This window comes from Salinarimonas chemoclinalis (assembly GCF_041514305.1).
GTDB lineage: Bacteria > Pseudomonadota > Alphaproteobacteria > Rhizobiales > Beijerinckiaceae > Salinarimonas > Salinarimonas chemoclinalis.
This window is the reverse complement of the sequence record NZ_JBGMWH010000001.1, coordinates 434,589-459,038: the sequence shown is the minus strand read 5'-3', so window position 1 is coordinate 459,038 and position 24,450 is coordinate 434,589. Positions and strand designations below refer to the sequence as shown.

Genomic DNA, 24,450 nt, shown 5'->3' with positions numbered 1-24,450 from the left:
GTCGGCTCCCTCAGCCTCGGTCCGAAGCGGCCGGATCGGCCGTCGCGACGTCCTCGCTCCCGGCGTTCTCCGGCTGGAGGGTTCGCGCGTACGCCTTGAGCTTCTCCGCGGCATCGATCGTCACGATGAGTGTGATCACGTCACGGATCTCGAGCGGGATGCGGCCCCCGCTCTCCTCCTCCTCGAGTAGGCGGCAGATGCCGTTCCTCTGGAACTCGCGGGCGATCTCGATCGTCGCTCCGCGCGTGCGCGGCCGCAGGACGCCCTGCGCCCTCTCCTCGATCAGGGACCAGACGTCCTCGACCGTCGTGCGGCAGCGCCCGCCCGCGTCGAGCGCGAAGCTCTCGATCGCCTGCTGGAAGACGATGCGCAGCGCCAGCAAGAACAGCGCATGGTCGCGCTTCAACGGGCGCGCCGGCGCCTCGGCACGGTTCTTGATCCCCACCACTCGCGTCCGCTCATCGAAAACAAGCTCGTATCCGAGCGCATCGAACAGGTTCTCGAAGTAGCGACGGTGTGCGCGCACGAGCTCGAAGCGCCGCGGGTTGCCGTGATCGTCCGCGACGAGGAACTGCCTCTCCAGGAGCGCGCGCGCGACCTGGCGCAGGTCGCGCTCTAGCGCCTCGCTGTCGTCCTCGCTTCGATCGAGGATCGCCTCGAGCTCATTCAAAGCCATGACGCGGACGCTCCCTGGCGATTCGGAAGTCGCCGAAATCCATCCAATCGTTTCCCGTTGTGGTGTCGAGCGACTCGATGGTGAAGCCCTTGGGCATGCGATCGGGCCAATTGCGCAGGATCTGCAGCGCGGAGAAGAGCACGAAGTCCTCCAGGCCGTCCACGATCATCTCGCCCGCTCGAGCCTCGCCCGCCTCTCCGAGAGCGCGTGCAGCGAAGTTCCCGATGCGCTCGGGCGTGATCGCGACGCGGTTGTCGAAAGCCCGCTTCAGGCGCTCGAACTCCTGCCAGACGGGGTCGGGAGGAACGGGGCGCGAGCGAAGGGTCGCGATCGGCTCGCGCCGACGGTCCGGCTCGGGCAGAATGGTGTCGTCGAGGCAGGTCGTGTTGTCGACGAGCCCCATCGTCGTCGGCACCTCGTCGTCACCATCGAGGTCGCCGAGCGGAGCGCAGGCCGAGAGGGCACCGAGGAAGGCGTCGACCTTGCCGGCGTCGAGAAGATCCATGTAGCGCACGGTGTTCTTGAAGCGTTGCTCGACGCGCGACCGCGAGGCGTCGAGCCGCCAGCGGAAGCGTTCGATGGCCGCGAATGCGTGCTCGATGTCTGCGACGTGGCGGTTCAAGGTGGCTTCGGCTTCCGCGCGATCGGCGGCGACACCCATCGCGACGTAGCCGTCGCAGAGGCGCATGAACAAAGCCGTGTCGGCGACGATGTCACGGGCGAGGCCCAACGCCCGGTGTCGATGGAGGAACGGGTTGCTTCCGCCAACGGTGATGGTCTTGTAATCGCGAATGACGATACGGTCGACGAAATCACCGAAGAAGCGGGTGACGACGCCGGAGAGCGACGCCTCCGTCAGGATTTCCTGCTCGATCACCTTCAGCGATCCGATGACCCCACGCATGTGTCGCGCGAACTGCTTGGCACGCTTGGCGGCCTCCTGGACGCCGATGCTCTTGGTGTCGGGGTCACCGACCGCGTCCTCCAGGCCGTTGACGACGGTGCTGATGGCGCCGCCGATCGTTTCGTCGGACGGCTGATGCAGCTGGCAGAGCCGATCGAGCAACCGTGAGACCCGCTCGTCCATACCGACGAAGATCGTCCAAGCCTCGCGGATCTCCTGAAGCCAGCCGGTCGCGCACAGCTCGACGTAGACGTCTCGCGGCGTCAGGCCGAAGTCCTCCCGGTCGAGCTCCGGGTTGCTGCGCAGGTATCCGACGATCGCCTCCTGGATCTCGACGACGACGTCTTCCTTCGTCGGCTGATCGGGATAGTCGATCGAGAAAAGCCCCGCATTGAGGCGCGAGAGGACCTGTGCATAAGCGAGTCGATGCTTGTTGGAGAGCGGCCTGAAAATGTCGACCGGCAGCGCTTGGAAGAGCAGCATTCCGACCACCAACGAGGCGAGCGAGCAGTCTCGAAAGGCTAGGTCGAATCCCGAGCTTGCGCAATCTCGAGCGGTGCCGGGGGCGATCGTTGCCGCCGCTGCTCCGCGAGCCGATCGGCCGGTCTGCGGACGGGTGCGCCCGGGGGAGCCTTCGGCGTTCGTGCACGCCTCTCCCCTGCCCACGCCTCCCGTGCGATGATGCCCCTCGACCCACACCGGGAGGTCGCTGCATGCGCGAGCCGTCCCCCGTCGAGTTCGTCCGGCGGGTGCCGCACCCTGCCCTCTCGGGCGTGGTCTCCTCCCTCGCGGGCTATCGCGAGCGCGGGCCCGGGCTGCGGGTCCAGCACGAGAGCGCCGCGCTCGTGGTGCCGCTGATCGTGTCCTTCGGCCGTCCCTTCCGCATCGCCTTCGGCCGCGCGCCGACAGAGGGCGACGCGCAGCCGAGCTTCCTCGCGGGGCTCCATGCGGGACCCGTCGAGATCCGCTCCGACGGCGGCGCGGAGTGCCTGCAGATCGACTTCACGCCGGTGGGTGCGCACCGCTTCCTCGGCGGCCTCGCCGGCGAGGTCGCCTCGCGCATGGTCGACATCGAGGACGCGCTCGGCCCCGCGGGGCGGGACCTGCGGCGGCGCCTCGGCGAAGCGGAGACCTGGGACGCGCGCTTCGACATCGCGGAGGCGTTCCTGCTCGCGCGCACGCTCCCCGCGGCGCGGCCAGAGATCGCGCATCTGTGCGCGGCCGTCTCCCGCGCCGGCGGCGCGGTTTCGATCGCGGCGATCGCGGCGGACATCGGGATCTCGCGCAAGCACCTCGCGGTGCTGAGCGCCCGGCATCTGGGCGTCGGTCCCAAGACGCTCGCGCGCATGGTCCGCTTCCGGCGCGCCTGCGTCGTCGCCGCGTCGGGCCGTGCCGCCTGGGCGGATGTCGCCGCCGCCTGCGGCTTCGCCGACCAGGCGCACCTCGTGCGCGAGTTCCACGCGCTGGCGGGCGCGACGCCGACGGATTGGCTCGACCGGATTCGGGGTGGCGCGGAGGCGCTGCGCGCGGGAGAGACGGCGGACTGAGGTGACAAAGCGTCAAGACCGGCGCGATCGAGACCCGTAGCGTCGGAGGCTCCCACGATCGGAGGACCCGATGAGCACGCCCGAGACCGCCCCCTGCCTCTTCCCCACCCTGCGCTGCACCGACGCCGACGCGATGATCGCCTGGCTCGCCGAGGCGCTCGGCTTCCGCGAGCGCGTCGTCTATCGCGACGGCGACGGCGAGGGAGCCGCCGTCGCCCATGCGGAGCTCGTGCTGGGCACGTCGATCCTGATGCTCGGCCAGGAGCGCGACGACGCGTACGGCGCGGAGGTCGGCGCGCGCGGCGGCCGCCGCACGGACGCGCTCTACCTCGCCGTCGCGGACATCGACGCCGCCTTCGCGCGGGCGAAGGCCGCGGGCGCGACCATCACCGCCGCCCTCGGCGACACGCCCTACGGGACCCGCGACTTCGCCTTCCGCGATCCCGAGGGCAACCTCTGGAGCATCGGCACCTACTGGCCGACGGCGGACGGCGCGCCGTCGTGAGGCGCGGCCGCCGTGCCGAGCCGCCGGCGCAGCGCCCAGCGCCGCAGTGCGCCGAGGCGGTCGACGAAGAGGCGGCCGTCGAGGTGGTCGATCTCGTGCTGGAGGCTCACGGCCGCGAGGCCGGCGAGGTCGCGCTCGAAGGAGCGCCCCTGCGCGTCCTGCGCCGACACCCGCACGCGCGTGTCGCGCCACACGCTCGCGACGACGCCGGGCAGCGAGAGGCAGCTCTCCTGCACGAAGCCATAGGCCCGCCCGCGCGCGACGATGCGCGGGTTGACGAAGGCCTCCGGCGCAGCCCCGTCTCCGCTCGGGTCGATCACGGCGATGCGCCGCGCATCGCCGATCTGGGGCGCGGACAGGCCGATCGCCCCGCGCGCCCGCATCGTCTCGAGGAGGTCGTCGACCGCTCCAGCCACCGTCCCGTCGAAGGCTTCGACGCGGGCCGAGACGGCGCGCAACGCCGGGGCCGGCGCGACGAGGATCGGGCGCACGCTCATGACGCGGATCGCGAAGGGGCGGAGGGCGGCTCCCTCACGTCGCCGTTCTCCGGGACGTTCCGGCGCAGCGCCCGGCGCGCGAGCGGCAGGACCGCGGCGATCGTGACGACGAGGAGCAGGATCTCGAGGGCGTAGACCGCGACGTAGCCCGCGGCCGCCCCGCCGAACGGTCCCGCCGCCTCCAGCGCACCGGCCGCGAGCGTCACGGCGTCGCGAATCACGCCGGCGAGCGCCAGCGCGACGCCGGCGGCGGTGGCCTGCACGGCGCCCCAGGCGCCGAGCGCGAGGCCCGCCTGGCCGGGCGGCGCGAGGTTCATCGTCGCGGTGAGCGTCGCGTGCCCGAACAGCGCCGCGCCGAAGCCGATGAGGACGTTGCCGGCCAGGAACGATGCGGCGAGGCCGGTCGGCGCCGCGAGGATCACGAGGCCGAAGGCCGGCACGCCCACCAGCGCCGCGACGAGGGCGAGCCGATACGGGTCGCCGCCTCGGCCGAGCGCCCAGGAGGCGGTGGCGAAGCCCGCGAGGCCGCCCAGCGCGAGAAGCGCCGTCAGCTTCGTCGTCGCCGCGACGCTCCAGTCGAGCACCTCGCCGCCGTAGGGCTCGAGCAGCACGTCGGACATGCCGAAGGCCATCGTGCCGACGCCGACGACGACCAGCCGGCGCATCGCCCGCCCGCCCGCGCCGAACCGCGCCCAGCTCTCGGCGAAGCTCGGATCGGGCGCGCGCTCGCGGGCGCGCCGCGGGTCCCGCGGCTCCTGCTTCCAGAAGGCGATGCCGTTGAGCACGATGCACGCCACCGCCGCGCCCTGGATCACCTGCACGAGACGGCCGGGCGTGAAGTCCTCGAGCGCCGCGCCGAACACGAGCGCGCTCCCGATCATGCCGACGAGCAGCGTGACGTACATGAGCCCGACGACCCGCGGGTGCGATTCCTGCGGCGTCAGGTCCGTGGCGAGCGCGAGGCCCGCGGTCTGGAGGACGTGCGCGCCCGCGCCCACGAGCAGGAAGGCGAGCGCGGCGGCGCCGAGCCCGAGCCAGGCCGGCGCGTCCGCCGATTGCCCGGCGCCCGCGAGCACGAGGATCGCGAAGGGCATGATGGCGTAGCCGCCGAACTGGAGCTGCGTCGCCTTCCACACGAAGGGGGTGCGCCGCCAGCCGAGCGCGCAGCGGTGCGTGTCGGAGCGATGGCCGACGAGCGCCCGGAAGGGCGCCGCCACCACCGGCAACGCCACCATCACGGCCACGACGCTCGCGGCGACGCCGAGCTCGACGATCATCACCCGGTTGAGCGTGCCGACCAGGAGGACGAGCGTCATCCCCACCGACACCTGGAACAGCGACAGCCGCAGGAGACGCCCGAGCGAGAGGTCCGGCGTCGCGACGTCGGCGAACGGCAGCCAGCGCGGGCCGAGGCCAGACCAGACCGACACCAATCGACGCCGCAGGGTGATCATCCGCGTCCTCGCGAGGTGGCGAGCGCGCGCCGGAACGGCGCGGCTACTGCTTCCTGGTCAGCACCGGCAGGCCGAAGAGGTCCGACAGCGGCGAAGCCGAGCGAGAGAGGAGAGGCAGGCCGAAGCTCGTCTTCCATTCGCGCTTGGGTGCGGTCAGCGTCGAGAGGCCCACCGCCGAGGACAGCGGCGCCGCGCTGCGGGACAGCAGCGGCAGGCCGAAGCTCGTGGTCTTGCGCTGCGCCGGTCGCCCACCCTGCGCGGCGCCGCCGGAGAGCGTCGCCATGCCGAGCGCCCGCGACAGCGGCGCGGGATCGCGCGACAGGACGCGCAAGCCCAGGAAATCCGAGAACGACCACGTCGGCGTCAGCTCCGTGCGCGAGCGCGAGCGGCTCAGCACGGGAATTCCGAAGGCCGTGGAGAAGGGAGCGGGGTTGCGCGGCGGCGGCGGCTCGGGCGCGGGCTCGTAGCCTTGCGCGCTGTACACGGTCGCCTGCGCCGCGGCGCCCTCCCCGAAGGGAGCCTTGACGCTCACGACGATGGCGCCGGCCTCCAGCAGGTGGAGATACGCCCGCGAGAGCGCGCCCGGCAGGTAGCCGTCGAGCACGGCCGCGCGGACGGCGGCGGCGTCGAGCGCCGACGCGTCGGGCGCGGGAGTCGTCCGGGCGCCGCCCTCGGCGCCTTCCTCCCCGGCCGCGTCGGCCACGACCCGCGGCTGCGGGCGGATCACCCGACACTCCTCGAAGCCCGCCTGCACCAGAGCCGCATGGGCGGCCTCCGCCGCGGGCTCGGAGCGAAAGATGCCGATGACCTGAGTGGACCCCGAATCCATGTGCGCTCTCCCCATACGCCCGCGTCCGGGCCGCCTCGCGCGGCACGCCGGAACCGGCCTGCGATCACCCGACCCGCGATGACCTCGCGCACGCTCGCCGGCACGCGCCATCGTTCGCGTTCACGAAACGCCCGTCGACGGAGGGCGGGCGAGCCTCCATCGTGAGGGCCGCGGGGGGCGGGCTCCTGCGCCCGCCCCTCGGCAGCGGTGGCCCGGGGGATCGGCCGGCCGCGTCAACCGCCCTGGAAGAAGGCGGGGAACCAGGTGGTGTTGTCGAGAATGGCGAAGTGAACGACGAACGAGATCACGGCCACGGCTCCCAGGAAGAGCGGCAGCCCCACGGTCGGGCTCACGACGCACCAGATACGACCTTGATTCATGATGGACCTCCCTCAGCCGCCCCAGGGCGTGAAGACGTAGGCGAGGATGTGGGCGATCAGCGCGATCACGAAGAACACCCGCGCGCCGTCGATGACGTGCTTATGGAGCTCCTCGGACTCGCGGATGGTCAGCCCGGTGGGCCAGATGCGATCCGGATCGTCGATATCCAGCGTCTGCTTTTCGCTGTGCATGCGCGCACTCCTTTCGGAATCGCCTGCGGGAATGAGCCCGATCAGGCCCTCGCATCCTATGGCCGCGCTTCGCGACTGTCAATGAAATGTTACATCCAATAGTGTAAGGATAAATTGACACCACGAACGACGCGCCGGTGCCGCACCGTGCGCGACGCGGGCCCCGAACCACGGCGGCACGAGGATTTCCGCGGCGTTCCGCGATCCTCCCGCGGCGTCGTTCCGGCGAAGGGCTCGGGGTCCGCACGGTTCCTTACGGGGGAGGCGGAGACGCGTCGGGCGCGGGAGATTCGCCGGCGGGATCCGGGGACGATCGGCGCGATCGAGCGCGGCCGATCGGCCATGGAGCGCTGGCGCCGAAGACGGATCGTCCGCTCAGCCGGCCCTCTCCGCCAGGCCCTCGAACAGTCGTGCCACCGCCTCGGCCCCCGGGTCCCGGTGGCCGGCGAGCTTGTCCTGCGCGAGGTAGGCGGCGCGGCCGGCCTTGGCGCGGGTGATCTCGGCGGTGCGGTCGGCGCCTGCGCGCGCCGCCGCGGCGGCGGCGGGAAGCCCGTTCGGCAGCGCCTCCAGCGCCGGGGCGAGCGCGTCGATCATGGTGCGGTCGCCGGGCTGGGCGCCGCCCACCTGCATCACCCGATCGAGCCCCGCCGAGAGCGCCCCGATCCACGAGCGGCCGGACGCGGAGGCGTCACCCGCGGCGGCGAAGAAGATCGCGAGCAGCACACCCGACGAGCCGCCCATCGTCTGCGACAGCTCGATACCGATCGCCCGGTAGAGCTGCGTCGGATCGGCGAGCGGCATCCGGTCGAGGGCGCCGGCGAGCGCCCGGGCGGCGCCCGCCAGCGTCGAGCCGGTGTCGCCGTCGCCGGACTTGGCGTCGAGCGCGTTGAGGTCGGCCTCCGCCGCGACGAGGATCTCGCAGCAGCGCGCGATGAGCGCGCGGTTCCCCGGATGCGCCGAGGCCATCGGCTGGATCGGGGTGAGGCCGTCGGGGAGGGGGAGGACGCCGACCTCGCCGAGCCGCTCGAGCCCCGGCCAGGCCTGCGGCGCGACGGGGGCGGCGAGCGCCTTCGCTCGCGCCTCGTCGGCGGGCAGCAGCGAGAGCGAGAAGCCGTGCATGTCGAGCGAGGTCATCAGCGGTGCGGGGCCGACGATCCAGCGCACGCGATCCCCAATCTCGGAGCGCGCCAGCTCCTCGACGAGAACCGACATCTCGAGCGGCGTCGCGCCGCCGAGGTTGTTCATCAGCGCCACGTGGTCGCCCGCACCGAGATGCGGGCGCAGTCGCTCGACCACCATCGCCATCGCGGCGCGCGCGCCGGCGAACTCCACCTGCTCGATGCCGGCCTCGCCGTGGATGCCGAGCCCGAGCTCGGCGCGCCCGGCGGCGATACGGTCCTCCTTGGGAGAGCCCGGCACCGTGCAGGTGTCGAGCGACATGCCGATCGAGATCGCGCCGGCGATGACGCGCTCGGCCGCCGCCGTGATCGTCCCGAGGTCGGCCCCCGCCTCCGCCAGGGCGCCGGCGATCTTGTGGACGAAGAGCGTGCCGGCGACGCCGCGGGCCTGCGGCAGGTCCGGCAGCGCCACGTCGTCGTCGACGATCACCATCGAGACGTCGAGCCCGAAGGCGCGGGCGCGCTCCGCGGCGAGCCCGAAGTTGAGCCTGTCGCCCGTGTAGTTCTTGACGACGAGCAGGCACCCGGCCTTGCCGGTCACCGCGAGGATGCCGGCGAGCACCGCGTCGACCGACGGCGAGGCGAAGACGTCGCCGCACACCGCCGCGGTCAGCATGCCGCGCCCGACGAAGCCCGCGTGGCTCGGCTCGTGGCCCGAGCCGCCGCCGGAGACGAGCGCGACCTTCGAGCGATCCCAGTCCGTGCGCACGACGACCTTGACGTGCGGATAGCCGTCGAGGCGGGCGAGGCGGCCCGAGGAGGCGCGCACGAGCCCGTCGATCGCCTCGGTGACGAGGCTGTCCCTGGCATTGATGAATTGCTTCACGGTCTCACCTCCCGGAAGGGACGCGCGCGCCGGCGGCGTCGAAATAGAGCGGATCCCGGGGCGCGACGGCGACGCTGTCGCCCGGCGCCAGGCGGGTGTGCACCTCGGTGAGCGTCACGATCTCGTGGCCCTCGAGGGTCAGGTGGAGGCGGGTCTGGTCGCCCAGGCGCTCGATGCGACCAACCCGCGCCTCGCGCCCCTCCCCGATGCGGATGTGCTCGGGCCGCAGCCCGATCGTGGTCGCGCCGGCGGGGCCAGGGCCGAAGATGTCGGCGGGAAGCGTGTTGATCCGCGGCTGGCCCAGCCGCTCGGCGACGTAGACGCTCACCGGGTCCTCGTAGATCTCGCGCGGCGTGCCGAACTGCACGAGCCGCCCATGGTCGAGCACGCCCACGTGCGTCGCCATCGTCATCGCCTCGATCTGGTCGTGCGTGACGTAGAGCAGCGTCGCGCCCAGCTCCTGCTGGATGCGCTTGAGCTCGATGCGCAGCTCCGCGCGCAGCTTCGCGTCGAGCGAGGAGAGCGGCTCGTCCATCAGGTAGATGCGCGGCCGGCGCACCAGCGCGCGCCCGATCGAGACGCGCTGCATCTCGCCGCCGGAGAGCTGCGTCGCCTTGTTGCCGAGCTTGTGGGCGATGCGCAGCACCTCCGCCACCTCGCCGACGCGCTTCGCGATCGCCGCCTCGTCCCAGCGCAGGATCGGCGAGCGCAGGGGGAAGGCGAGGTTGTCGCGCACGGTGAGGTGCGGGTAGAGCGAGTATTGCTGGAAGACCATGGCGACGTCGCGCTGCGCCGGCATCTCGCCCAGCACGCTGCGCCCGTCGATCAGGATGTCGCCCGCGTCCGGCCGCTCGAGTCCGGCGACGAGGCGCAGCGTCGTCGTCTTGCCGGCGCCGGTGGGGCCGAGCAGCACGACGAAGGCGCCGTCGGGCACGGCGAGGCTCACGTCGTCCACCGCCGGCACCTTGCCGAAGCGCTTCGTCAGGTTGCGCAGCACGACCTCAGCCATCGTGCACTCCCTCGTTGGCGGCCGTGACGAAGGCGCAGCCGGTGCCCGCGTCGAAGAGCGTCAGCGTGCGCGCGTCGAAGACGAGGCCGGCGATCTCGCCCGGTCGGACCACCTCGCGCGAGGGGACGCGGGCGCGCAGCGGGCCGTTCACCGTGGACAGCGTCACGATCTGCGTCGTGCCGAGATACTCCACCGCCTCGACGCGTCCGCGCAGGACGGCGTCCGCGTCGTCGGTGAGCCGCACGTGTTCGGGGCGCACGCCGAGCACGAGGCGTCGGCCGTCGGCCGCCTCCCGCAACGCCGGCACCGCCACCTCGGCGCCCGCGAGCCGGACGGACGTGTCGCCGGGCCGGAAGCCGCCCTCGAAGCGGATGAAGTTCATCGCCGGCGAGCCGATGAAGTCGGCGACGAACATGGTGGCGGGATGGTCGTAGATCTCCTGGGGCGTGCCGAACTGCTCGACGACGCCGTGGTTCATCACCACGATCTTGTCGCCCATCTGCATGGCCTCGAGCTGGTCGTGCGTGACGTAGACCGTGGTGGCCCCCATCCGGTCGTGGAGGGCGCGCAGCTCCTCGGCCATCCGCTCGCGGAATTCCGCGTCGAGCGCGCCGATCGGCTCGTCCATCATGAAGGCCTTGGGGCTGCGCACGATGGCGCGCCCGAGGGCCACGCGCTGGCGGTCGCCGCCCGACAGGCCGCTGACGGGGTGGTCGAGGATATCCTCGATGCCGAGGATGCGCGCGACCTCCGCCACCTTGGCCTTCACCTGCGCCTTCGGCATGCCCTGGGAGACGAGCGGATAGGCGATGTTGCGGCGCACGTTCATGTGCGGATAGAGCGCGAACATCTGGAAGACGAAGGCGATGTCGCGCTGCGAGGCGGGCTTCCTCGTGACGTCCTCGCCGTCGATGAGAATCTCCCCCGATGTCGGCAGCTCGAGCCCGGCGATCATCCGCAGGGTCGTGGTCTTGCCGCAGCCCGAGGGGCCGAGCAGCATGAAGAACTCGCCGTCGCCGATGGTGAAGGACGAGCCCTCGACGGCGGTGAAGTCGCCGAACTCCTTGCGGAGGTTGCGGATGACGATCTCGGCCATTCGCTCACTCCGGGAAGTGGCTGACGACTAGGAACATCACCGTGCCCGTCAGCGTCACGAGGAAGGACCAAGTGTAGGCCCACAGGAAGAGCGGCTGCATCAGCATCACGACGCCGAGCGCGATCAGCACGGTGGCGAGCATCTCCCAGGGTCCGCGGCGCAAGCGGACGATTCCGCTGAGGAAGTCTCTCATTTGCGCACCGCGCCGAAGGTGATGCCGCGCAGGAGGTGCTTTCTCAGGAGCACCGTGAAGATCAGCACCGGCAGCAGGAAGAGGGTCGCCCCCGCCGCCACCGCCGGCCAGTCCTGCCCGCCGACCCCGATGATGGTGGGAATGAAGGGCGGCGCGGTCTGCGCCGTGCCGGACGTCAGCAGCACCGCGAAGGCGTACTCGTTCCAGGCGAAGATCAGGCAGAAGATCGCGGTCGAGGCGATGCCGGTCGCGGCCTGGGGCAGCACGACCTTGTAGAAGGCCTGGAAGCGCGTGTAGCCGTCGATGAGGGCCGCCTCCTCGTACTCGCGCGGGATCTCGTCGATGAAGCCCTTCAAGAGCCACACCGCGAGCGAGATGTTCACCGCCGTGTAGAGCAGGATCATGCCCAGATGGGTGTCCGACAGCCCGAGCTGGCGGTACATCAGGAAGATCGGGATCGCGACCGCGATCGGCGGCATCATGCGCGTGGAGAGAATGAAGAAGAGCAGATCGTCCTTGAGCGGGATCTTGAAGCGCGAGAAGGCGTAGGCGGCGAGCGTGCCGAGGAAGATCGACAGGAAGGTCGAGCCGAAGCCGATGATCACCGAGTTCATGAACCGCTCGCCGAAGCGCGAGGGCCCGGCGATGACCATGCCGTAGGACCGCACGATCTCCTCGGCGATGCCTTGCGGAGGCGGCAGCGCCTCGAGCTGCTCGGGCGTGACACGCGTGCGCGTGGTGAACAGGTTGACGTAGCCTTCGATCGTCGGGTCGAAGACCACCTTGGGCGGGTAGCTGATCGCGTCCGCAGGGGTCTTGAAGCCGGTGGCGACGATCCACAGGAGCGGGATCAGCGTGACGATCGCGTAGCCGACGACGAGGACGCCCGCGACCCACTTCGTCGACGACGACGGCTCGGTGATCGAGTGCGCGCTCATCGGGACTTCACCTTGTTCAGCGCCTTCACGTAGATCGAGGCCAGCCCGAAGATCGTGACGAACAGGATCACCGCGTACGCGGAGGAATAGCCCGTGCGCCACTTCTCGAAGGCCTCGCGCTTCAGGTTGATCGACGCGAGCTCGGTGATCGAGCCGGGGCCGCCGCCGGTGAGCTGCACCACGAGGTCGAACATCTTGAAGTTCTCGATGCCGCGGAAGAGTACCGCCAGCATCAGGAAGGGCAGCACCATCGGCACCGTGATGGTCCAGAACTGGCGCCACTTGGAGGCGCGGTCGATCTCGGCGGCCTCGTAGATGTAATCCGGGATGGAGCGAAGCCCTGCGAGGCAGATCAGCATCACGAAGGGCGTCCACATCCAGGTGTCGACGATGACGATCGCCCACGGCGCGAGCGTCACCGAGCCGAGCATCGAGAAGCTCGAGGCCGGGATGCCGATGAAGAACTCGACCATGTAGTTGATCAGCCCGATCTGCGGCTGGTAGAGGAACGTCCAGAAATTACCGACGACGGCGGGAGAGAGCATCATCGGCAGGACGATGATCGTCGTCCACAGCGCGCTGCCCTTGAACTTCTTGTTGATCAGCCAGGCGAGGGCGAAGCCGATCAGCACCTGGAAGACGATCGTCCAAACCAGGAAGTGCGCCGTCGCCTGCATGTTCATCCAGATGCCGTCGTCGGTGAGGATGCGCTCGTAGTTGCGCAGGCCCACCCACTCGACCTCCCGATTGAGCCGGTTGGCGCGGTAGTCCGTGAAGGACAGCCGCACCGTCCAGATCAGCGGGAAGATGTTGATCGCCAGCAGGAGGAAGATCGTCGGGGCGACGAAGATCCAGGCGATCGCCCGGTCGGAGAGCCCCTTGATCCTACGCGCGACGGACGGCGGCGTCTTCTCGGCGGCGGCGGTGATGACGCTGTTCGTCATGAAGAAGGACCGTGCTTCCAAACTCGCGGGTCGACCTGCGGATGGGAGCCGCCGGAAGGGCACCGGCGGATCTTCTCCTTCCCTGTAGGGGAAGGTGGCTCGGCGAAGCCGAGACGGATGGGGCGCGCGGCACGCGCGTTCGGCGAAGCCGAAGAGCACCGGTGGCCGCGGACGCGGCGCGGCTTCCGCTTCGCGGAACGCGCCGCTTCGCGCCGCGCCCCATCCGTCTCGCCGGCTTCGCCGTCGATCCACCTTCCCCTACAGGGAAGGATAGGGGCGCCCCCTCTCCCTCGCGGACGAGGGAGAGGGGAATGCCGGCCTCAGAGCTTGCCGTCGTCCTCGAAGATCTCGGTCCAGTCTTCGATCAGGCCGTCGAGCGCCTCCTGCGCGGTACCCTGGCCGGCGACGACGTAGTTGTGCAGCCGCGCCTGCATGGCGAGCAGGAGTTCGGCGTAGGTCGGCTCCTGCCAGAAGTCCTGCACCGCGGCCATCGCCTCGAGGAAGTCGCCCGCGAAGGGCTGGCTGTCGACGAAGCCGGGATCGTTCAGGACCGAGTTGTGGGCCGAGTAGCCGCCCAGCGCCCACCACTTCGCCTGCACGTCCGGCTGGGCGAACCAGCGGATGTACTCGAGCGCGGCGTCCTGCTTGTCCGAGTAGGACACGACCGAGATGCCCTGCCCGCCCAGCGTCGAGGCGGCGACGTTCTGCGGCGGGTTGACGAAGAAGTCGATCTTGTCGCCACCCACCGTCGGATCGGCGTAGAGGCCGGGGAAGAAGGCGAACCAGTTCATCGCCATCGCCACCTGGCCCGACTTGAACGCGTCGAGCGACTGCTCCATGTAGGCGTTCGTGTAGCCGGGCGGCGTGCAGCAATCGTAGAGTTCCTTGTAGAACTCCAGCGCCTCCACCGCCTCCGGCGAGTTGACCGCGCCCTCCATGTCGTAGGAACCGGGCGTGTTCTCGTACTTGAAGCCCCAGGCGTACATGGCACCGGTCGCGCCCATCGTGATCCCCTCCGAGCCGCGCTCGGTGAAGATCGAAACGCCGTAGACCGTCTGCCCGTCGATCTCGCGGCCCTGGAAGAACTTCGCGATCTCCATGAGCTCACGCTGCGTCTGCGGCTCCCCGAGGGGACGGCCGTACTCGGCCTGGAAGGCCTCCTGCAGCTCGGGGCGGGAGAACCAGTCCCGGCGATAGAACCAGCCGTTGGCGTCGCCCATGGCGGGGAGCGCGTAGTAGTTCGGCGTGCCCTTCGGCCAGGTGGAATAGGCGTAGACGGTGGCCGGGGCGAAGTCGTCCATGCTGATGCCGGCTTCCTCGAAGAAGTCGTTCAGCTTGACGTAGTGCCCGTTCTCGGCGCCGCCGCCGATCCACTGGCTGTCGCCGATGAGCAGGTCGCAGAGCTTGCCGCCCGAGTTGAGCTCGTTGAGCATGCGGTCGGCGAAGTTCGGCCAGGGCACGAACTCGAACCGCATCGTGTGGCCGGACTGCGCCTCGAACTCCTTGGAGAGTTCGACGAGCGCGTTCGCCGGGTCCCAGGCCGCCCAGCACAGGGTCAGCTCCTCGGACTGCGCGGCGTTGGAGCCGGCCGCCAGCGCCAGCGCGGCGACGGTCGCGGCGAGATAGGGTGCTTTCCTCATCCTCGGGTCTCCTCCCAGAGAGCAGCGCGCCGGTCGTCGTGCCGGTCTTGTCGCGTTCCCGAACGATAAGCGCAGGCGTCGGGCGCTGTCCACGCTTTTCTGAGGTACGCTCCTCATTTCGCATCGCAACACCTTCCTCTTGGCGAGGGCCTCCGTGCGAGGGCGGCGAATCTCCTTTCCCTGCAGAGATTTGACGGAACGGCGCGACCGGCTCATCCGGCCGGCGGCAGGTTCTCGCGCAGGAGGATCTCGATGCGGATCTGCTCCTGTCCGGGGTCGAGCGGCGTGCCGTCGATGGCGGCGCGCAGGACGCGCAGCGTCGAGCGGGCGATGTGCCCGACGTCCTGCGTGATGACGGCGTCGATCGTGCCGTCCTCGAGCGCGGCGCGCGTCGCCGGCGTCAGCTCGTGGGCGACCACGGTGATCCGCCCGGCGAGCCCGAGCGACCCGAGCGCATGCACGAGCCCGCGATGGCCCGCCCCGAGCGCGTAGAGCGCGTCCACCTCCGGATGCGCGGCGAGCGCCTCGGCGAGGCGCGGCGCGACGACGTCGGAATCGTCGCGTCCCTCGATGGAGGGCAGCACCGTCGCGCCGGGAAAGCAGCGCAGCATCGTCTCGTCGAATCCGAGCCGACGCTCCATCTGGTCGCGCGCCATCATCGAGCCGGCGACGACCAGCACGGTGGGGTCGGGCCGGCGCGCGAAGCGCCCGACGAGTTGCGCCGCCGTGCGCCCCGCCGCGAGGTTGTTGATGCCCACGAAGCGGTTGCGCGCCGAGTTCGGCTGGTCCGACACGAGCGCGACGACGGGGGTCCCCGCGAGCGCGAGCCTGCCGATGGCGTCGCGTACCTGGGGCGTCTCCGGCGCCATCAGCGCCACCCCGTCGACGCCGTCGAGCCCGGCGAGCGCCCGCACCGTCGCGGTCGGGTCGAAGGCGGCGGCGGTCACGATCCGCGCCGCCGTGCGGTCGAAGGCCGCCAGCCCCGCCGCCGACTCGATCGCTCCGCGCAATGCCCGCATGAAGGACGTGCGGCTGTCGGGCAGCACGAAGGCCACCCGGTAGCTGCGCCGGCGCGCGAGGTTCGCGGCCGCCACGTCGCGCACCCAGCCGAGCCGCTCGATCGCCTCGTTCACCCGCATCACCGTGCGCGCCCGCACGCCGGGACGCGCGTTGAGCACGCGATCGACCGTCGCGAGGCTCACCCCGGCCTCCTTGGCGATGTCGTTGACGGTCGGACGCTGCACGTCGATCTTCCCGAGCCCCTGCCCCGGAGGGGGGCGGATGATCGTCCGCGCTCTGCGGTACGTCAATCGGCGCGCGCGACGCCCGTCGGAAACGTCCTTTCGCACATGCGGAAAACCCCCACCTTGCAACCCCGAGGTGGCGGAGAATAGGTTGCGCCGCAGCGCACTCGCACGCCCCCGAACCGTGGAGCCTCGCATGTTCAAGCAATTCTCCCCCCTGGCGGAGAGGGAACGGGTGGCTCGCGCCGGGCAGATCGGCTTCTACAACAGCCTCATGAGCAATATGGACGTGTTCCGGACGACGACCGACAAGGCCGCGTTCCTGTCCGGCCTCGTCGGGCCGCTCGGACCGTTCAACCTCACCTACTTCGCGACGCCCCCGCCGGGGTGCGGCGCAACGAAGTCCAAGATTGTGACGACCTATGGCGAGAAGTGGACGGCCCACTACTTCGCCTCCCGTTACGAGAGCGTCGATCCGGTGCTCAGGGCGGCGCACGACGCGACCTTGCCCATCGACTGGGATCACCTTCCCGCGGCGGCCGAGGGCGGCGAGGACTTCCTCGAGGATGCGCGGGCACACGGCATCGAGATGCGCGGCGTCACCTTCCCCCTGCGCGACGGCCGCCACCGGCTCGCCTTCGTCTCCCTCCAGTCGAACTGCGACCCCGCCACCTGGCGGGCACGCCTCCCGGGCATCGTGCCGGACTTCATCCACTTCGCGCTGGCCTTCCACACCGCGATGACGAGCGGCGACGCCGACGAGGTGGCGCAGGCGCCGATGAAGCTGAGCCGGCGCGAGCGCGAGGTGCTCGACTGGGCGTCGCGGGGCAAGACGAGCTGGGAGACGAGCGTGCTGCTCGGGCTCAGCGAGAAGACGGTCAACTTCTATCTGCGCAACGCGTGCCAGAAGATGAACGCGGCGACGAAGGTCCAGGCGGCGGCGCAGGCCGTGCGCGAAGGGTTGATCTGAGCGCCCGCGCCGCGGCGGCCGGCGCCTGGCGACTCACGCGTCGTGGATGCGCAGCCGCCGAAGTCCTCCCATCGACGAGACTGATCGTCGATCCACCCATCTCCTGCTCCTGTCTCGGCTCTGGACGGCCCGTTCCAGGGAGCCGACCGAAGGACGGCTGTGACCCCGTCCTTCCCTGTAGGGGAAGGTGGCGCGCAGCCGAAGGCTGCGTGACGGATGGGGCGCGGCGCGCGAGCGACGCGTTCCGCGAAGCGGAAGAGCACCGTGTCCGCTGCCGCCGTCGCTCTTCGGCTGCGCCGAACGCGCGTTCCGCGCGCCCCATCCGTCTCGTCGGCTTCGCCGCCGAGCCACCTTCCCCTACAGGGAAGGACGAAGCCTGCACCGAGCGTCGCGGGGGCAGTCGTTCACCATAACGTGCCGCCCATGTGTGCATCGACCAGCGGCGACGGAGAGGGGAGAACGGCGACGCCCCGTGCCCTGCGCTCACGCCACCGCGAAGCGGCGGTCCTCCAGCAGGAACAGGTCGGGGCGGTGCAGCGGGGCGCGGCCGATCGAGGGCTCCCAGGTGGCGAGCGCCTCGTCCTGGTCGACGCCGCCGATGTAGCCGTGCTCGAGGATGCGCTTCGTCACGTCGGCGAGCAGGCGCACGCCCATCGGCCCGAGATCGCGCTTCCAGAGCTCGAAGGCGGTGTCCCCGGGCTGCACGAGCACGTGCTCCTGCGCCAGGATCGGCCCGCCGTCGACACGGTTGTTGAGCCGGTAGACGCTGCCGCCGGCGACGCGGTCGCGCATGCGGATCGTCCATTCGACGGCGTCGCGCCCGCGGTGGATCGGCAGGAGCGAGGGGTGGTAGCCGATGGCGCCGTAGCGGGCGCGCAGGCGCGTGCGCTCGCTGATGAAGTCGTGCGAATGCGCGGCGACGATCAGGTCGACGTCGTCGGGCATGGTCTGCGAGGTGAGCGAGCCCGCGGCGAGGGTCTCGACGCCGGCGAGATCGGCCTCGTGCATGAGGCGGTCGCCGAGCGGCGCGCTCACCAGGACGATGTCGACGATGGGGTTCAAGGCGCGAAACACCTCGGTCCCGAACCACTTCTGTCCTGCGAGGACGACTTTCATGGGAGGATCTCCGGTCGGATTGGCTTCGTCTGGGGAGGAGGCGCTGCGGTGGTCCGCAGACGGTTCTTCGGGCGTGGCAGGCGTGATCGAGGTCAGGGATCCCGGTCGCGCACGGATTCGGGCAGCAGATGGCCGAGCGTCTCCGCGGTCTGCGCGGAGAGGTCGGCCCGCTGGGAGAGCGCGCAGAGCGCCGCGCGGGCGCGGGCGCGCCGGCCGGGCTCGAGCCGGCCCCAGCTCGCGAAGCCCGCGAGGAGCCGCGAGGCGAGCATGGGGTTGCGCCCGTCGAGCTCGGCCACGAGTTCGGCGACGAGCGCGTGGCCGGCCCCGTCGAGCCGGTGGAACTGGCTCGGGTTCTGGACCGTGAACGTGCCGACGAGCGCGTGCACGCGGTTCGGCGAGCGGGAGGCGAGGCGCGCGGAGGCGAAGGCGGCGCGGATCCACGCGACCGTCTCCGCCTCGGGGATCGTCGCCTGCACCGCGAGCCACTTGTCCATGACGAGCGGGTCGTCGCCGTGCAGCGTCTCGAAGCGCGCGAGCGCCTCGGCGCGCCGCTCCGGGCACTCGAGCACGAGCATGCGCAGGGCGGCCGCGCGGTCCGTCATGTTGTCGGCGCGCACGAGGTGCTCCCAGGCGAGTTCGCGGGCCCGCGCGGGCTCGGGGCCGCCCTCGCCCGCGCAGGCGAGGTCGAGGAGCGCGTTGCGCAGGCTGCGCCGCCCCGTCTGCGCCGGGTCGGGTGCGTACGGCTCGTCGGACGCCCAGCGCTCGCGCGCCGCCAGCAGCGGCGCGCCGAGCCGCGCGGCGAGACCGCGGCGCAGCGCCCGGCGGGAGGCGAGGATGCGGTCCGGATCGACGTCCCCGCCGATCGCCTGCGCGATCTCGGCCTCGCCGGGGATCTCGAGGGCGAGCGCGGTGAAGGCCGGGTCGACCGCCTCGTCGGCGAGGAGCGCCTCGAGCGCGAAGGCGAGGCCGTTCAGCGGCGTCCCGGCGATCCCGGGCGCGGCGCCCTCCCCGCCCCGCGCGCCGGCGACGAGCGCCGCCGTCTTCAGCGCGTGGAGCGCGTCCCAGCGGGCGAAGCCGTCGGTCTCGCGCGCGGCGAGCGCCGCCAGCTCCGCGTCGGTGCGGGCGACCGCCACCTTCACCGGCGCGGAGAAGTCCCGGTTGAGCGAGACGATCGGCGCCTCCGGCACGTCCGTGAAGCGGAAGCTCGCCTCGGCACGGTCGAGCACCAGGAGCCCGTCGAAGGGCGCGCCGTCGAGGCCGACCGCCATCTCCCCCGCCCCCCCGATGAGCGCCGTCGCCACCGGCACGATCATGGCGTCCGTCTCGCCCGACGCCGCCGCGCCGTCGCCCATGCGCTGGCGCAGGGTGAGGACGTAGCTGCGCGCCTCGCGGTCGTATGTGCCCGACGCCTCGATCTCCGGCGTGCCCCGGCGGCGGTACCAGAGCATGAACTGCGCGAAGCGCGGGCTCTCCGGATCGAGGAAGCAGCCGAGGAAGTCCTCCACCGTCACCGCGCGCCCGTCGCAGCGCGCGAAGTAGAGGTCCATGCCGCGCGCGAAGGCCGCGGCGCCGACCAGCGCGCGCAGCATGCGGACGACCTCCGCGCCCTTGAAGTAGACGGTGGCCGTGTAGAAGTTGCTGATCTCGTGGTAGGCCTCCGGCCGCACCGGGTGCGAGAGCGCGCTCGCGTCCTCGCTGAACTGCAGCTCGCGCAGCCGCTTGACGTCGCCGATGCGCTTGACGGCGCCCGAGCGGCTCTGCGCGGTGAACTCCTGGTCGCGGAAGACGGTGAGCCCTTCCTTGAGGCAGAGCTGGAACCAGTCCCGGCAGGTGATGCGGTTGCCGGTCCAGTTGTGGAAGTACTCGTGCGCGACGACGGACTCGATGTTCGCGTAGTCCTCGTCGGTCGCGGTCTCCGGGTCGGCGAGAATGAAGCTCTCGTTGAAGACGTTGAGCCCCTTGTTTTCCATCGCGCCCATGTTGAAGTCCGAGAGCGCCACGATGTTGAACACGTCGAGATCGCACTCGCGCCCGTAGACGGCCTCGTCCCAGCGCAGCGCGCGCTCGAGCGCGTCGAGCGCGTAGGCGCAGCGGTCGATCCGCTCGGGCAGCGCGTATGCGCCGAGCATCACCGTGCGCCCGGAACGCGTCGTCACGCTCTTCTGCCGGCTCGCGAGCGGACCGGCGACGAGGGCGAAGAGGTAGCAGGGCTTGGGGTGCGGGTCGTGCCACACGGCGCGCCGACGTCCGTCCGGCAGCGTCTCGCACGAGACCCGGTCCCCATTCGACAGGAGCACCGGCGCGGTCGCCGCGTCGGCGACGATGGTCGTCGTGTAGGTCGCGAGCACGTCGGGACGATCGGGAAAGTAGGTGATGCGCCGGAATCCCTCCGCCTCGCACTGCGTGCAGAACACGCCGTCCGAGAGGTAGAGCCCCATCAGCGCCTGGTTCGCGCTCGGGTCGAGCCGCGTCTCGATGCCCAGCGTGAAGCGCCGCGCCGGCGGCGCGTGGAGGACGAGCGCGCCGGGCTGCACCGTGTAGGCGTCGGGCGCGAGCACGCTGCCGTCGAGGGAGAGCGAGACGAGCGCGAGCCCCTCCCCGTCCAGCACGAGCGGCCCGTCCTCGCGGCTCTCGGGATTGCGGCGCAGCGTGAGGTCGGCGCGCACGCGGGTGCGCGTCGCGTCGAGCTCGAAGCGCAGGGCGACATGATCGACCAGGAACGGCGGGCAGGTGTATTCCGACAGCCTGACGGCCTGGGGGACGCTGTCCTTCATGGCGGTCTCGTCCTCGTTCTCGCGCGCGCCGTCAGCGCAGCGCGACGTCTCGGGTCTCCAGGAAGGCGAGGAAGGCGCCGCGGAAGCGCTCCAGGTCCTCGCCGTCCAGCGTGCGGTCGCGATCCGCCAGCGTGTAGCGGATGGTGTAGCTCTGCGTGCCGGGCGCGAGGCCCTTCTCGAGGCCCTTCTCGAGGCCTTTCCCGCGATAGGTCTGGACCAGCTCGCGTCGGGCGACGAGGGGATGGGCGAAGCCGTCGAGCACCTGCTCGAGCGCGCCCCAGCCCCGCTCGGGCCGCCACAGGACGGAGAAGTCCTGCGTGGAGCCCGGATACTCGGAGAAGGCCTCGAAACGCCCGGTCGGGTAGCTCTCGCGCGTCAGGCGGTCGAGCGCGAGCTCGAACCAGACGATCTGGCGGCCGGGCGCGACGCGGTCGCGGATCGGGCCGTGCAGCACGCCGATCGTGCCGATCGGGCCGGTGTCGTCGGCGAGCTCCGCCGCGAGGTCCGGCAGCTGCCAGGGCAGCCCGGGGTCGGGCTCCTCGATCGGGATCGTGCGCAGCGCGCCCCGGCCGGTCGCGGCGACGATCCGCTCGACGGCGCCCTTCACCTCGCGATAATGCGCCTCGAGCCCGTCGTCGCGCCCGGCGCGCAGGCTCACGCCGGCGATCCGCTCGACCTCGGCATGGGGCGGCGCGCCCGCGAGCACGACGCGGCCGATCTCGTAGACGGCGACGTCGGCGTGATGCCCGGCATTGTCGCCGGCGACCTTCAACAGGTTGGGCACCAGCGTGGTGCGCAGGCGGCCCTTGTCCGGTGCGATGGGGTTGCGCAGCCGCAGCACCCCCTGCGGATCGTAGCCGATCTCCCGCAGCCAGGCATCGTCCGTCCAGAGGTAGGTCTGCACCTCCGCCCAGCCCTGGCCGAAGGAGAGCAGGCGCCTGATCCTGCGCTGGCGCACCTGGTCCGGGTTCGGGTCGACCGGGGCGATGCGCGCGCGCGGCAGCTGCGGCGCGACGTTGGCGTAGCCGTGGACCCGCAGCACCTCCTCCACCACGTCGATCGGCAGGCCGATGTCCTGGCGGCTGCGGTGCGGCGGGACGCCGACTTCGAGCACCTCCCCCTCGCGCGCGACCTCGAAGCCGAGCGCGCCGAGGATGCGGTCGATCTCGGAGTCGGGGATGTCCGCGCCGGCGGTACGGGCGATCTCCGCGGCGGGCATCGCGATGCGCCGGATGCCGAGCCCAGGCTCGCCGCGCACGCCGAGCCGGCTCGCCGCGCGCGGGGCGGCGCCCCAGGCCTCGAGCACGCGCAGGATGCGCGCCTGCGCGACCGTCGCGAAGGCCGGCGGCAGGCTCTTCTCGAAGCGCTGGCTCGCCTCGGTCCGCAGCCCGAGCCGCGCGGCGGTGCGGCGCACGCGGGCGGCGCGGAACTGCGCGGCCTCGACGACGACCCGCCGCGTCCCCGCGCCGATGGCGCTGTCCCTGCCGCCCATGATCCCGGCGATGCCCACCGGCACCGCGCCGTCGAACACCATCAGGTCCTCGGGGGCGAGGGTGCGCTCGCGGCCGTCGAGGGTGACGAAGGTCGCGAGCGCCCCGGCCGGGCGCACGGCGAGGCTTCCCACGCGGTCGCGGTCGTAGGCGTGGGTCGGCTGGCCCATCTCGAGCATGACGTAGTTGCCGGCGTCGACGAGGAGCCCCATCGGCCGCACGCCGAGCCGCGCGAGGCGCGCCTGCACGAGGAGCGGCGTCCGCGGCTGCTCCTCCACGTCGAGCGCGAGCGCGGTGAGGACCTCGCAGTCGGCGCCGCCCTCGTTGGCCAGCGGCACCTCCGGCAGGTCGCCCAGGCGCGCGAGGTCCGCGAGGTCGAGCGGTGCGAGCGGGCGGCGCAGGATCGCGCCGAGCTCGCGGGCGAAGCCGTGGTGGCCCCACAGGTCCGGGCGGTGGGTGATGCTCTTGTTGTCGATCTCGACGAGCGTGTCCCGCGCCGGGATCCACTCGGAAAGGGGCGTCCCCGGCGCCGCGTCGCGCGGGCAGAGGATCGGCGCGTCGTCCTCGCCGAGCCCGAGATCGGCGAAGGAGACGAGGGCGTCCGGCGCGCGCGCCGCCCCGTCCGGCCGCGAGAAGCCCTCCCGCGCCAGCACCACGACGTCGCCGACCGCGACGCCGCGCCCGCGCGAGGTCGCCTGCGCCCGCGCGCCGCCGCCGAGGTCGAGCGACAGGCGGCTCCCGCCGTCCGCTCCAGGCTCGACCGAGAGCACGCGGGCGGCGACCGCCCGGTCGGTGGGCCGCGTCTCGTGGACGAGGCCCTCCACCTCCGCGCAGCTCACGGTGAGCCGCTCGGCGATCTGCTCCGGGGAGAGGCCGTCGAGGTCGATCCAGTCGCTCAGCCAGTTCAGCGAGATGTACATCGTCGTGGTCTTTCCGATCTCGATCCGCGGGTCACAGCACGGCGGGGAACTGGTCCATCAGGCGCAGGTCGCCCGTGCCCAGGAGCCGGATGTCGGGGATCGAGAAGTTCATCATCGCGAGCCGCGTGAGGCCGAGCCCGAAGGCGAAGCCGCGATAGCGCTCGGGATCGAGCCCGCCCGCGCGCAGCACGTTGGGGTGCACCATCCCGCAGGGCATCAGCTCGACCCAGCCGGTGCGCTTGCAGACCTTGCAGCCGGCGCCGCCGCAGATCAGGCACTGGAGGTCGAGCTCGAAGCCCGGCTCGACGAAGGGGAAGTAGCCCGGCCGCAGGCGCACCGTGACCTCGCGGCCGAACACCTTCTCGAGCAGCGCCTTCATCACCGCGAGCACGGTCGAGACCGTGACGTCCTCGTCGATCATCAGGCCCTCGAACTGGTGGAACGTCGTCTCGTGGGAGGCGTCCGTCGCCTCGCAGCGGAAGCAGCGGCCGGGGAAGACCGCCCGCAGCGGGGCGCCGTGCATCCTCATGGCGCGCACCTGCGTCGCCGAGGTGTGGGTGCGCAGGAGCCGGCCGTCCTCCAGCCAGAACGTGTCGTGCATGTCCCGCGCGGGATGGTCGCCGGGGATGTTGAGGGCGTCGAAGTTGTAGAGTTCCTCCTCGACCTCGAAGCCCGTCTCGACGCGAAAGCCCATGCTCTGGAAGACGTCCTCCAGGAACATCTGCGTCTGCGTCACCGGGTGGAGGCTGCCCGGCCGCGCGCCGGTGCCGGGCAGGGTGAGGTCGACCATGCCGCGCCGGCGCGCCCGCGCGGCGCGGGCTTCCGCCTCGGCGAGTGCCGCGCCGATCTCCGCCTCGGCCCAGGTCTTGAGGCCGCTGATGCGCTTTCCGACCTCGCGCCGCGCGTCCGCGTCGAGGGTCGAGAAGTCGGTGCCGCGGACGACGCCGGTGATGAGGCCCTGCTGGCCGAGGTACTTGACCCGCAGCGCCTCGACGTCCCCCAGCTCGCCGGCGGTCCGCAGATCGTCGGCGAGCTGGCCGCGCAGATGGTCGATGGTCGTGCTCAACGTTCGTCTCCTGTCGGGTTGCGCCGGGCGGGGCGCCGGTCCGAGTCGTTGTTGTCATTATG

Annotated in this window: 22 protein-coding genes; 3 read left to right on the top strand and 19 right to left on the bottom strand. The window is 71.5% G+C overall.

Annotated features, from left to right (window positions below; all coding sequences use genetic code 11):
* Positions 1 to 10: 10 nt before the first annotated feature.
* Both AB9M23_RS02115 and AB9M23_RS02110 read right to left on the bottom strand, forming a co-directional pair.
* Entirely contained in the window at positions 11 to 676 is a 666-nt protein-coding gene (locus AB9M23_RS02115; protein WP_372422114.1) for a DUF4194 domain-containing protein, read from the bottom strand.
* The gene (locus tag AB9M23_RS02110) at positions 663 to 2,063 is read right to left on the bottom strand and encodes a Wadjet anti-phage system protein JetA family protein (protein WP_372422112.1); all 1,401 of its coding nucleotides are present in this window, start codon (positions 2,061 to 2,063) and stop codon (positions 663 to 665) included. The genes AB9M23_RS02115 and AB9M23_RS02110 overlap by 14 nt, the downstream gene beginning before the upstream one ends.
* A gap of 230 nt (positions 2,064 to 2,293) precedes the next feature.
* Between AB9M23_RS02110 and AB9M23_RS02105 the strand changes: the two genes are divergently transcribed.
* Positions 2,294 to 3,127, top strand: coding sequence for a helix-turn-helix domain-containing protein (locus AB9M23_RS02105; RefSeq protein WP_372422110.1), 834 nt, complete (start codon positions 2,294 to 2,296; stop codon positions 3,125 to 3,127).
* 70 nt (positions 3,128 to 3,197) lie between these two features.
* Positions 3,198 to 3,632 (top strand): VOC family protein, encoded by a 435-nt coding sequence (locus tag AB9M23_RS02100; protein ID WP_372422109.1) that lies wholly within the window; start codon positions 3,198 to 3,200, stop codon positions 3,630 to 3,632.
* Here the strand turns inward: AB9M23_RS02100 and def are convergent.
* From def to AB9M23_RS02035, 13 genes are all read right to left on the bottom strand, one after another.
* Positions 3,599 to 4,129 carry a peptide deformylase gene (gene def, locus AB9M23_RS02095; RefSeq protein ID WP_372422107.1) on the bottom strand — a complete coding sequence of 177 codons (531 nt, stop codon included), beginning with the start codon at positions 4,127 to 4,129 and terminating at the stop codon, positions 3,599 to 3,601. The two genes, AB9M23_RS02100 and def, sit on opposite strands and share 34 nt — an antisense overlap.
* Complete coding sequence (locus tag AB9M23_RS02090; RefSeq protein ID WP_372422105.1) at positions 4,126 to 5,583, bottom strand: MFS transporter; 1,458 nt, start codon at positions 5,581 to 5,583, stop codon at positions 4,126 to 4,128. The genes def and AB9M23_RS02090 overlap by 4 nt, the downstream gene beginning before the upstream one ends.
* Positions 5,584 to 5,626: 43 nt before the next feature.
* Positions 5,627 to 6,412, bottom strand: coding sequence for a hypothetical protein (locus tag AB9M23_RS02085; protein WP_372422103.1), 786 nt, complete (start codon positions 6,410 to 6,412; stop codon positions 5,627 to 5,629).
* 233 nt (positions 6,413 to 6,645) lie between these two features.
* Positions 6,646 to 6,792: a light-harvesting protein gene (locus AB9M23_RS02080; RefSeq protein ID WP_372422101.1), complete on the bottom strand. Its 147-nt coding sequence runs from the start codon at positions 6,790 to 6,792 to the stop codon at positions 6,646 to 6,648.
* A gap of 12 nt (positions 6,793 to 6,804) precedes the next feature.
* Positions 6,805 to 6,984, bottom strand: coding sequence for a light-harvesting antenna LH1, beta subunit (gene pufB, locus AB9M23_RS02075; RefSeq protein ID WP_372422099.1), 180 nt, complete (start codon positions 6,982 to 6,984; stop codon positions 6,805 to 6,807).
* A 375-nt stretch (positions 6,985 to 7,359) separates the two neighbouring features.
* Complete coding sequence (locus tag AB9M23_RS02070; RefSeq protein WP_372422097.1) at positions 7,360 to 8,988, bottom strand: dihydroxyacetone kinase subunit DhaK; 1,629 nt, start codon at positions 8,986 to 8,988, stop codon at positions 7,360 to 7,362.
* A gap of 4 nt (positions 8,989 to 8,992) precedes the next feature.
* A complete protein-coding gene (locus AB9M23_RS02065) occupies positions 8,993 to 9,997 on the bottom strand; it encodes an ABC transporter ATP-binding protein (protein ID WP_372422095.1) in 1,005 nt (334 codons plus the stop codon).
* Positions 9,990 to 11,093 (bottom strand): ABC transporter ATP-binding protein, encoded by a 1,104-nt coding sequence (locus tag AB9M23_RS02060; RefSeq protein WP_372422093.1) that lies wholly within the window; start codon positions 11,091 to 11,093, stop codon positions 9,990 to 9,992. The genes AB9M23_RS02065 and AB9M23_RS02060 overlap by 8 nt, the downstream gene beginning before the upstream one ends.
* 4 nt (positions 11,094 to 11,097) lie before the next feature.
* Positions 11,098 to 11,286, bottom strand: a complete 189-nt coding sequence (locus tag AB9M23_RS02055) for a hypothetical protein (RefSeq protein ID WP_372422091.1) — start codon at positions 11,284 to 11,286, stop codon at positions 11,098 to 11,100.
* Positions 11,283 to 12,224 carry a carbohydrate ABC transporter permease gene (locus tag AB9M23_RS02050; protein WP_372422089.1) on the bottom strand — a complete coding sequence of 314 codons (942 nt, stop codon included), beginning with the start codon at positions 12,222 to 12,224 and terminating at the stop codon, positions 11,283 to 11,285. Before AB9M23_RS02050 ends, AB9M23_RS02055 begins: the two co-directional genes overlap by 4 nt.
* Positions 12,221 to 13,168, bottom strand: coding sequence for a carbohydrate ABC transporter permease (locus AB9M23_RS02045; RefSeq protein WP_372422087.1), 948 nt, complete (start codon positions 13,166 to 13,168; stop codon positions 12,221 to 12,223). Before AB9M23_RS02045 ends, AB9M23_RS02050 begins: the two co-directional genes overlap by 4 nt.
* Positions 13,169 to 13,488: 320 nt before the next feature.
* Positions 13,489 to 14,808 (bottom strand): ABC transporter substrate-binding protein, encoded by a 1,320-nt coding sequence (locus AB9M23_RS02040; RefSeq protein ID WP_372422085.1) that lies wholly within the window; start codon positions 14,806 to 14,808, stop codon positions 13,489 to 13,491.
* Between the two features lie 212 nt (positions 14,809 to 15,020).
* The gene (locus AB9M23_RS02035; RefSeq protein ID WP_372422083.1) at positions 15,021 to 16,052 is read right to left on the bottom strand and encodes a LacI family DNA-binding transcriptional regulator; all 1,032 of its coding nucleotides are present in this window, start codon (positions 16,050 to 16,052) and stop codon (positions 15,021 to 15,023) included.
* Positions 16,053 to 16,248: 196 nt separating this feature from the next.
* On the opposite strand from AB9M23_RS02035, the gene AB9M23_RS02030 reads away from it, so the two are divergent.
* Complete coding sequence (locus tag AB9M23_RS02030; protein ID WP_372422081.1) at positions 16,249 to 17,022, top strand: autoinducer binding domain-containing protein; 774 nt, start codon at positions 16,249 to 16,251, stop codon at positions 17,020 to 17,022.
* Positions 17,023 to 17,505: 483 nt separating this feature from the next.
* Here the strand turns inward: AB9M23_RS02030 and AB9M23_RS02025 are convergent, their stop codons facing one another.
* The 4 genes from AB9M23_RS02025 to pheS all read right to left on the bottom strand — a co-directional run bounded on the left by AB9M23_RS02025 (position 17,506) and on the right by pheS (position 24,388).
* Positions 17,506 to 18,138 carry a formyltransferase family protein gene (locus AB9M23_RS02025; protein WP_372422079.1) on the bottom strand — a complete coding sequence of 211 codons (633 nt, stop codon included), beginning with the start codon at positions 18,136 to 18,138 and terminating at the stop codon, positions 17,506 to 17,508.
* Between the two features lie 92 nt (positions 18,139 to 18,230).
* A complete protein-coding gene (gene pepN / locus AB9M23_RS02020; protein WP_372422077.1) occupies positions 18,231 to 20,912 on the bottom strand; it encodes an aminopeptidase N in 2,682 nt (893 codons plus the stop codon).
* Positions 20,913 to 20,943: 31 nt separating this feature from the next.
* Positions 20,944 to 23,322, bottom strand: coding sequence for a phenylalanine--tRNA ligase subunit beta (locus AB9M23_RS02015; RefSeq protein ID WP_372422075.1), 2,379 nt, complete (start codon positions 23,320 to 23,322; stop codon positions 20,944 to 20,946).
* Between the two features lie 31 nt (positions 23,323 to 23,353).
* Positions 23,354 to 24,388, bottom strand: coding sequence for a phenylalanine--tRNA ligase subunit alpha (gene pheS / locus AB9M23_RS02010; RefSeq protein WP_372422073.1), 1,035 nt, complete (start codon positions 24,386 to 24,388; stop codon positions 23,354 to 23,356).
* Positions 24,389 to 24,450 lie beyond the last annotated feature (62 nt).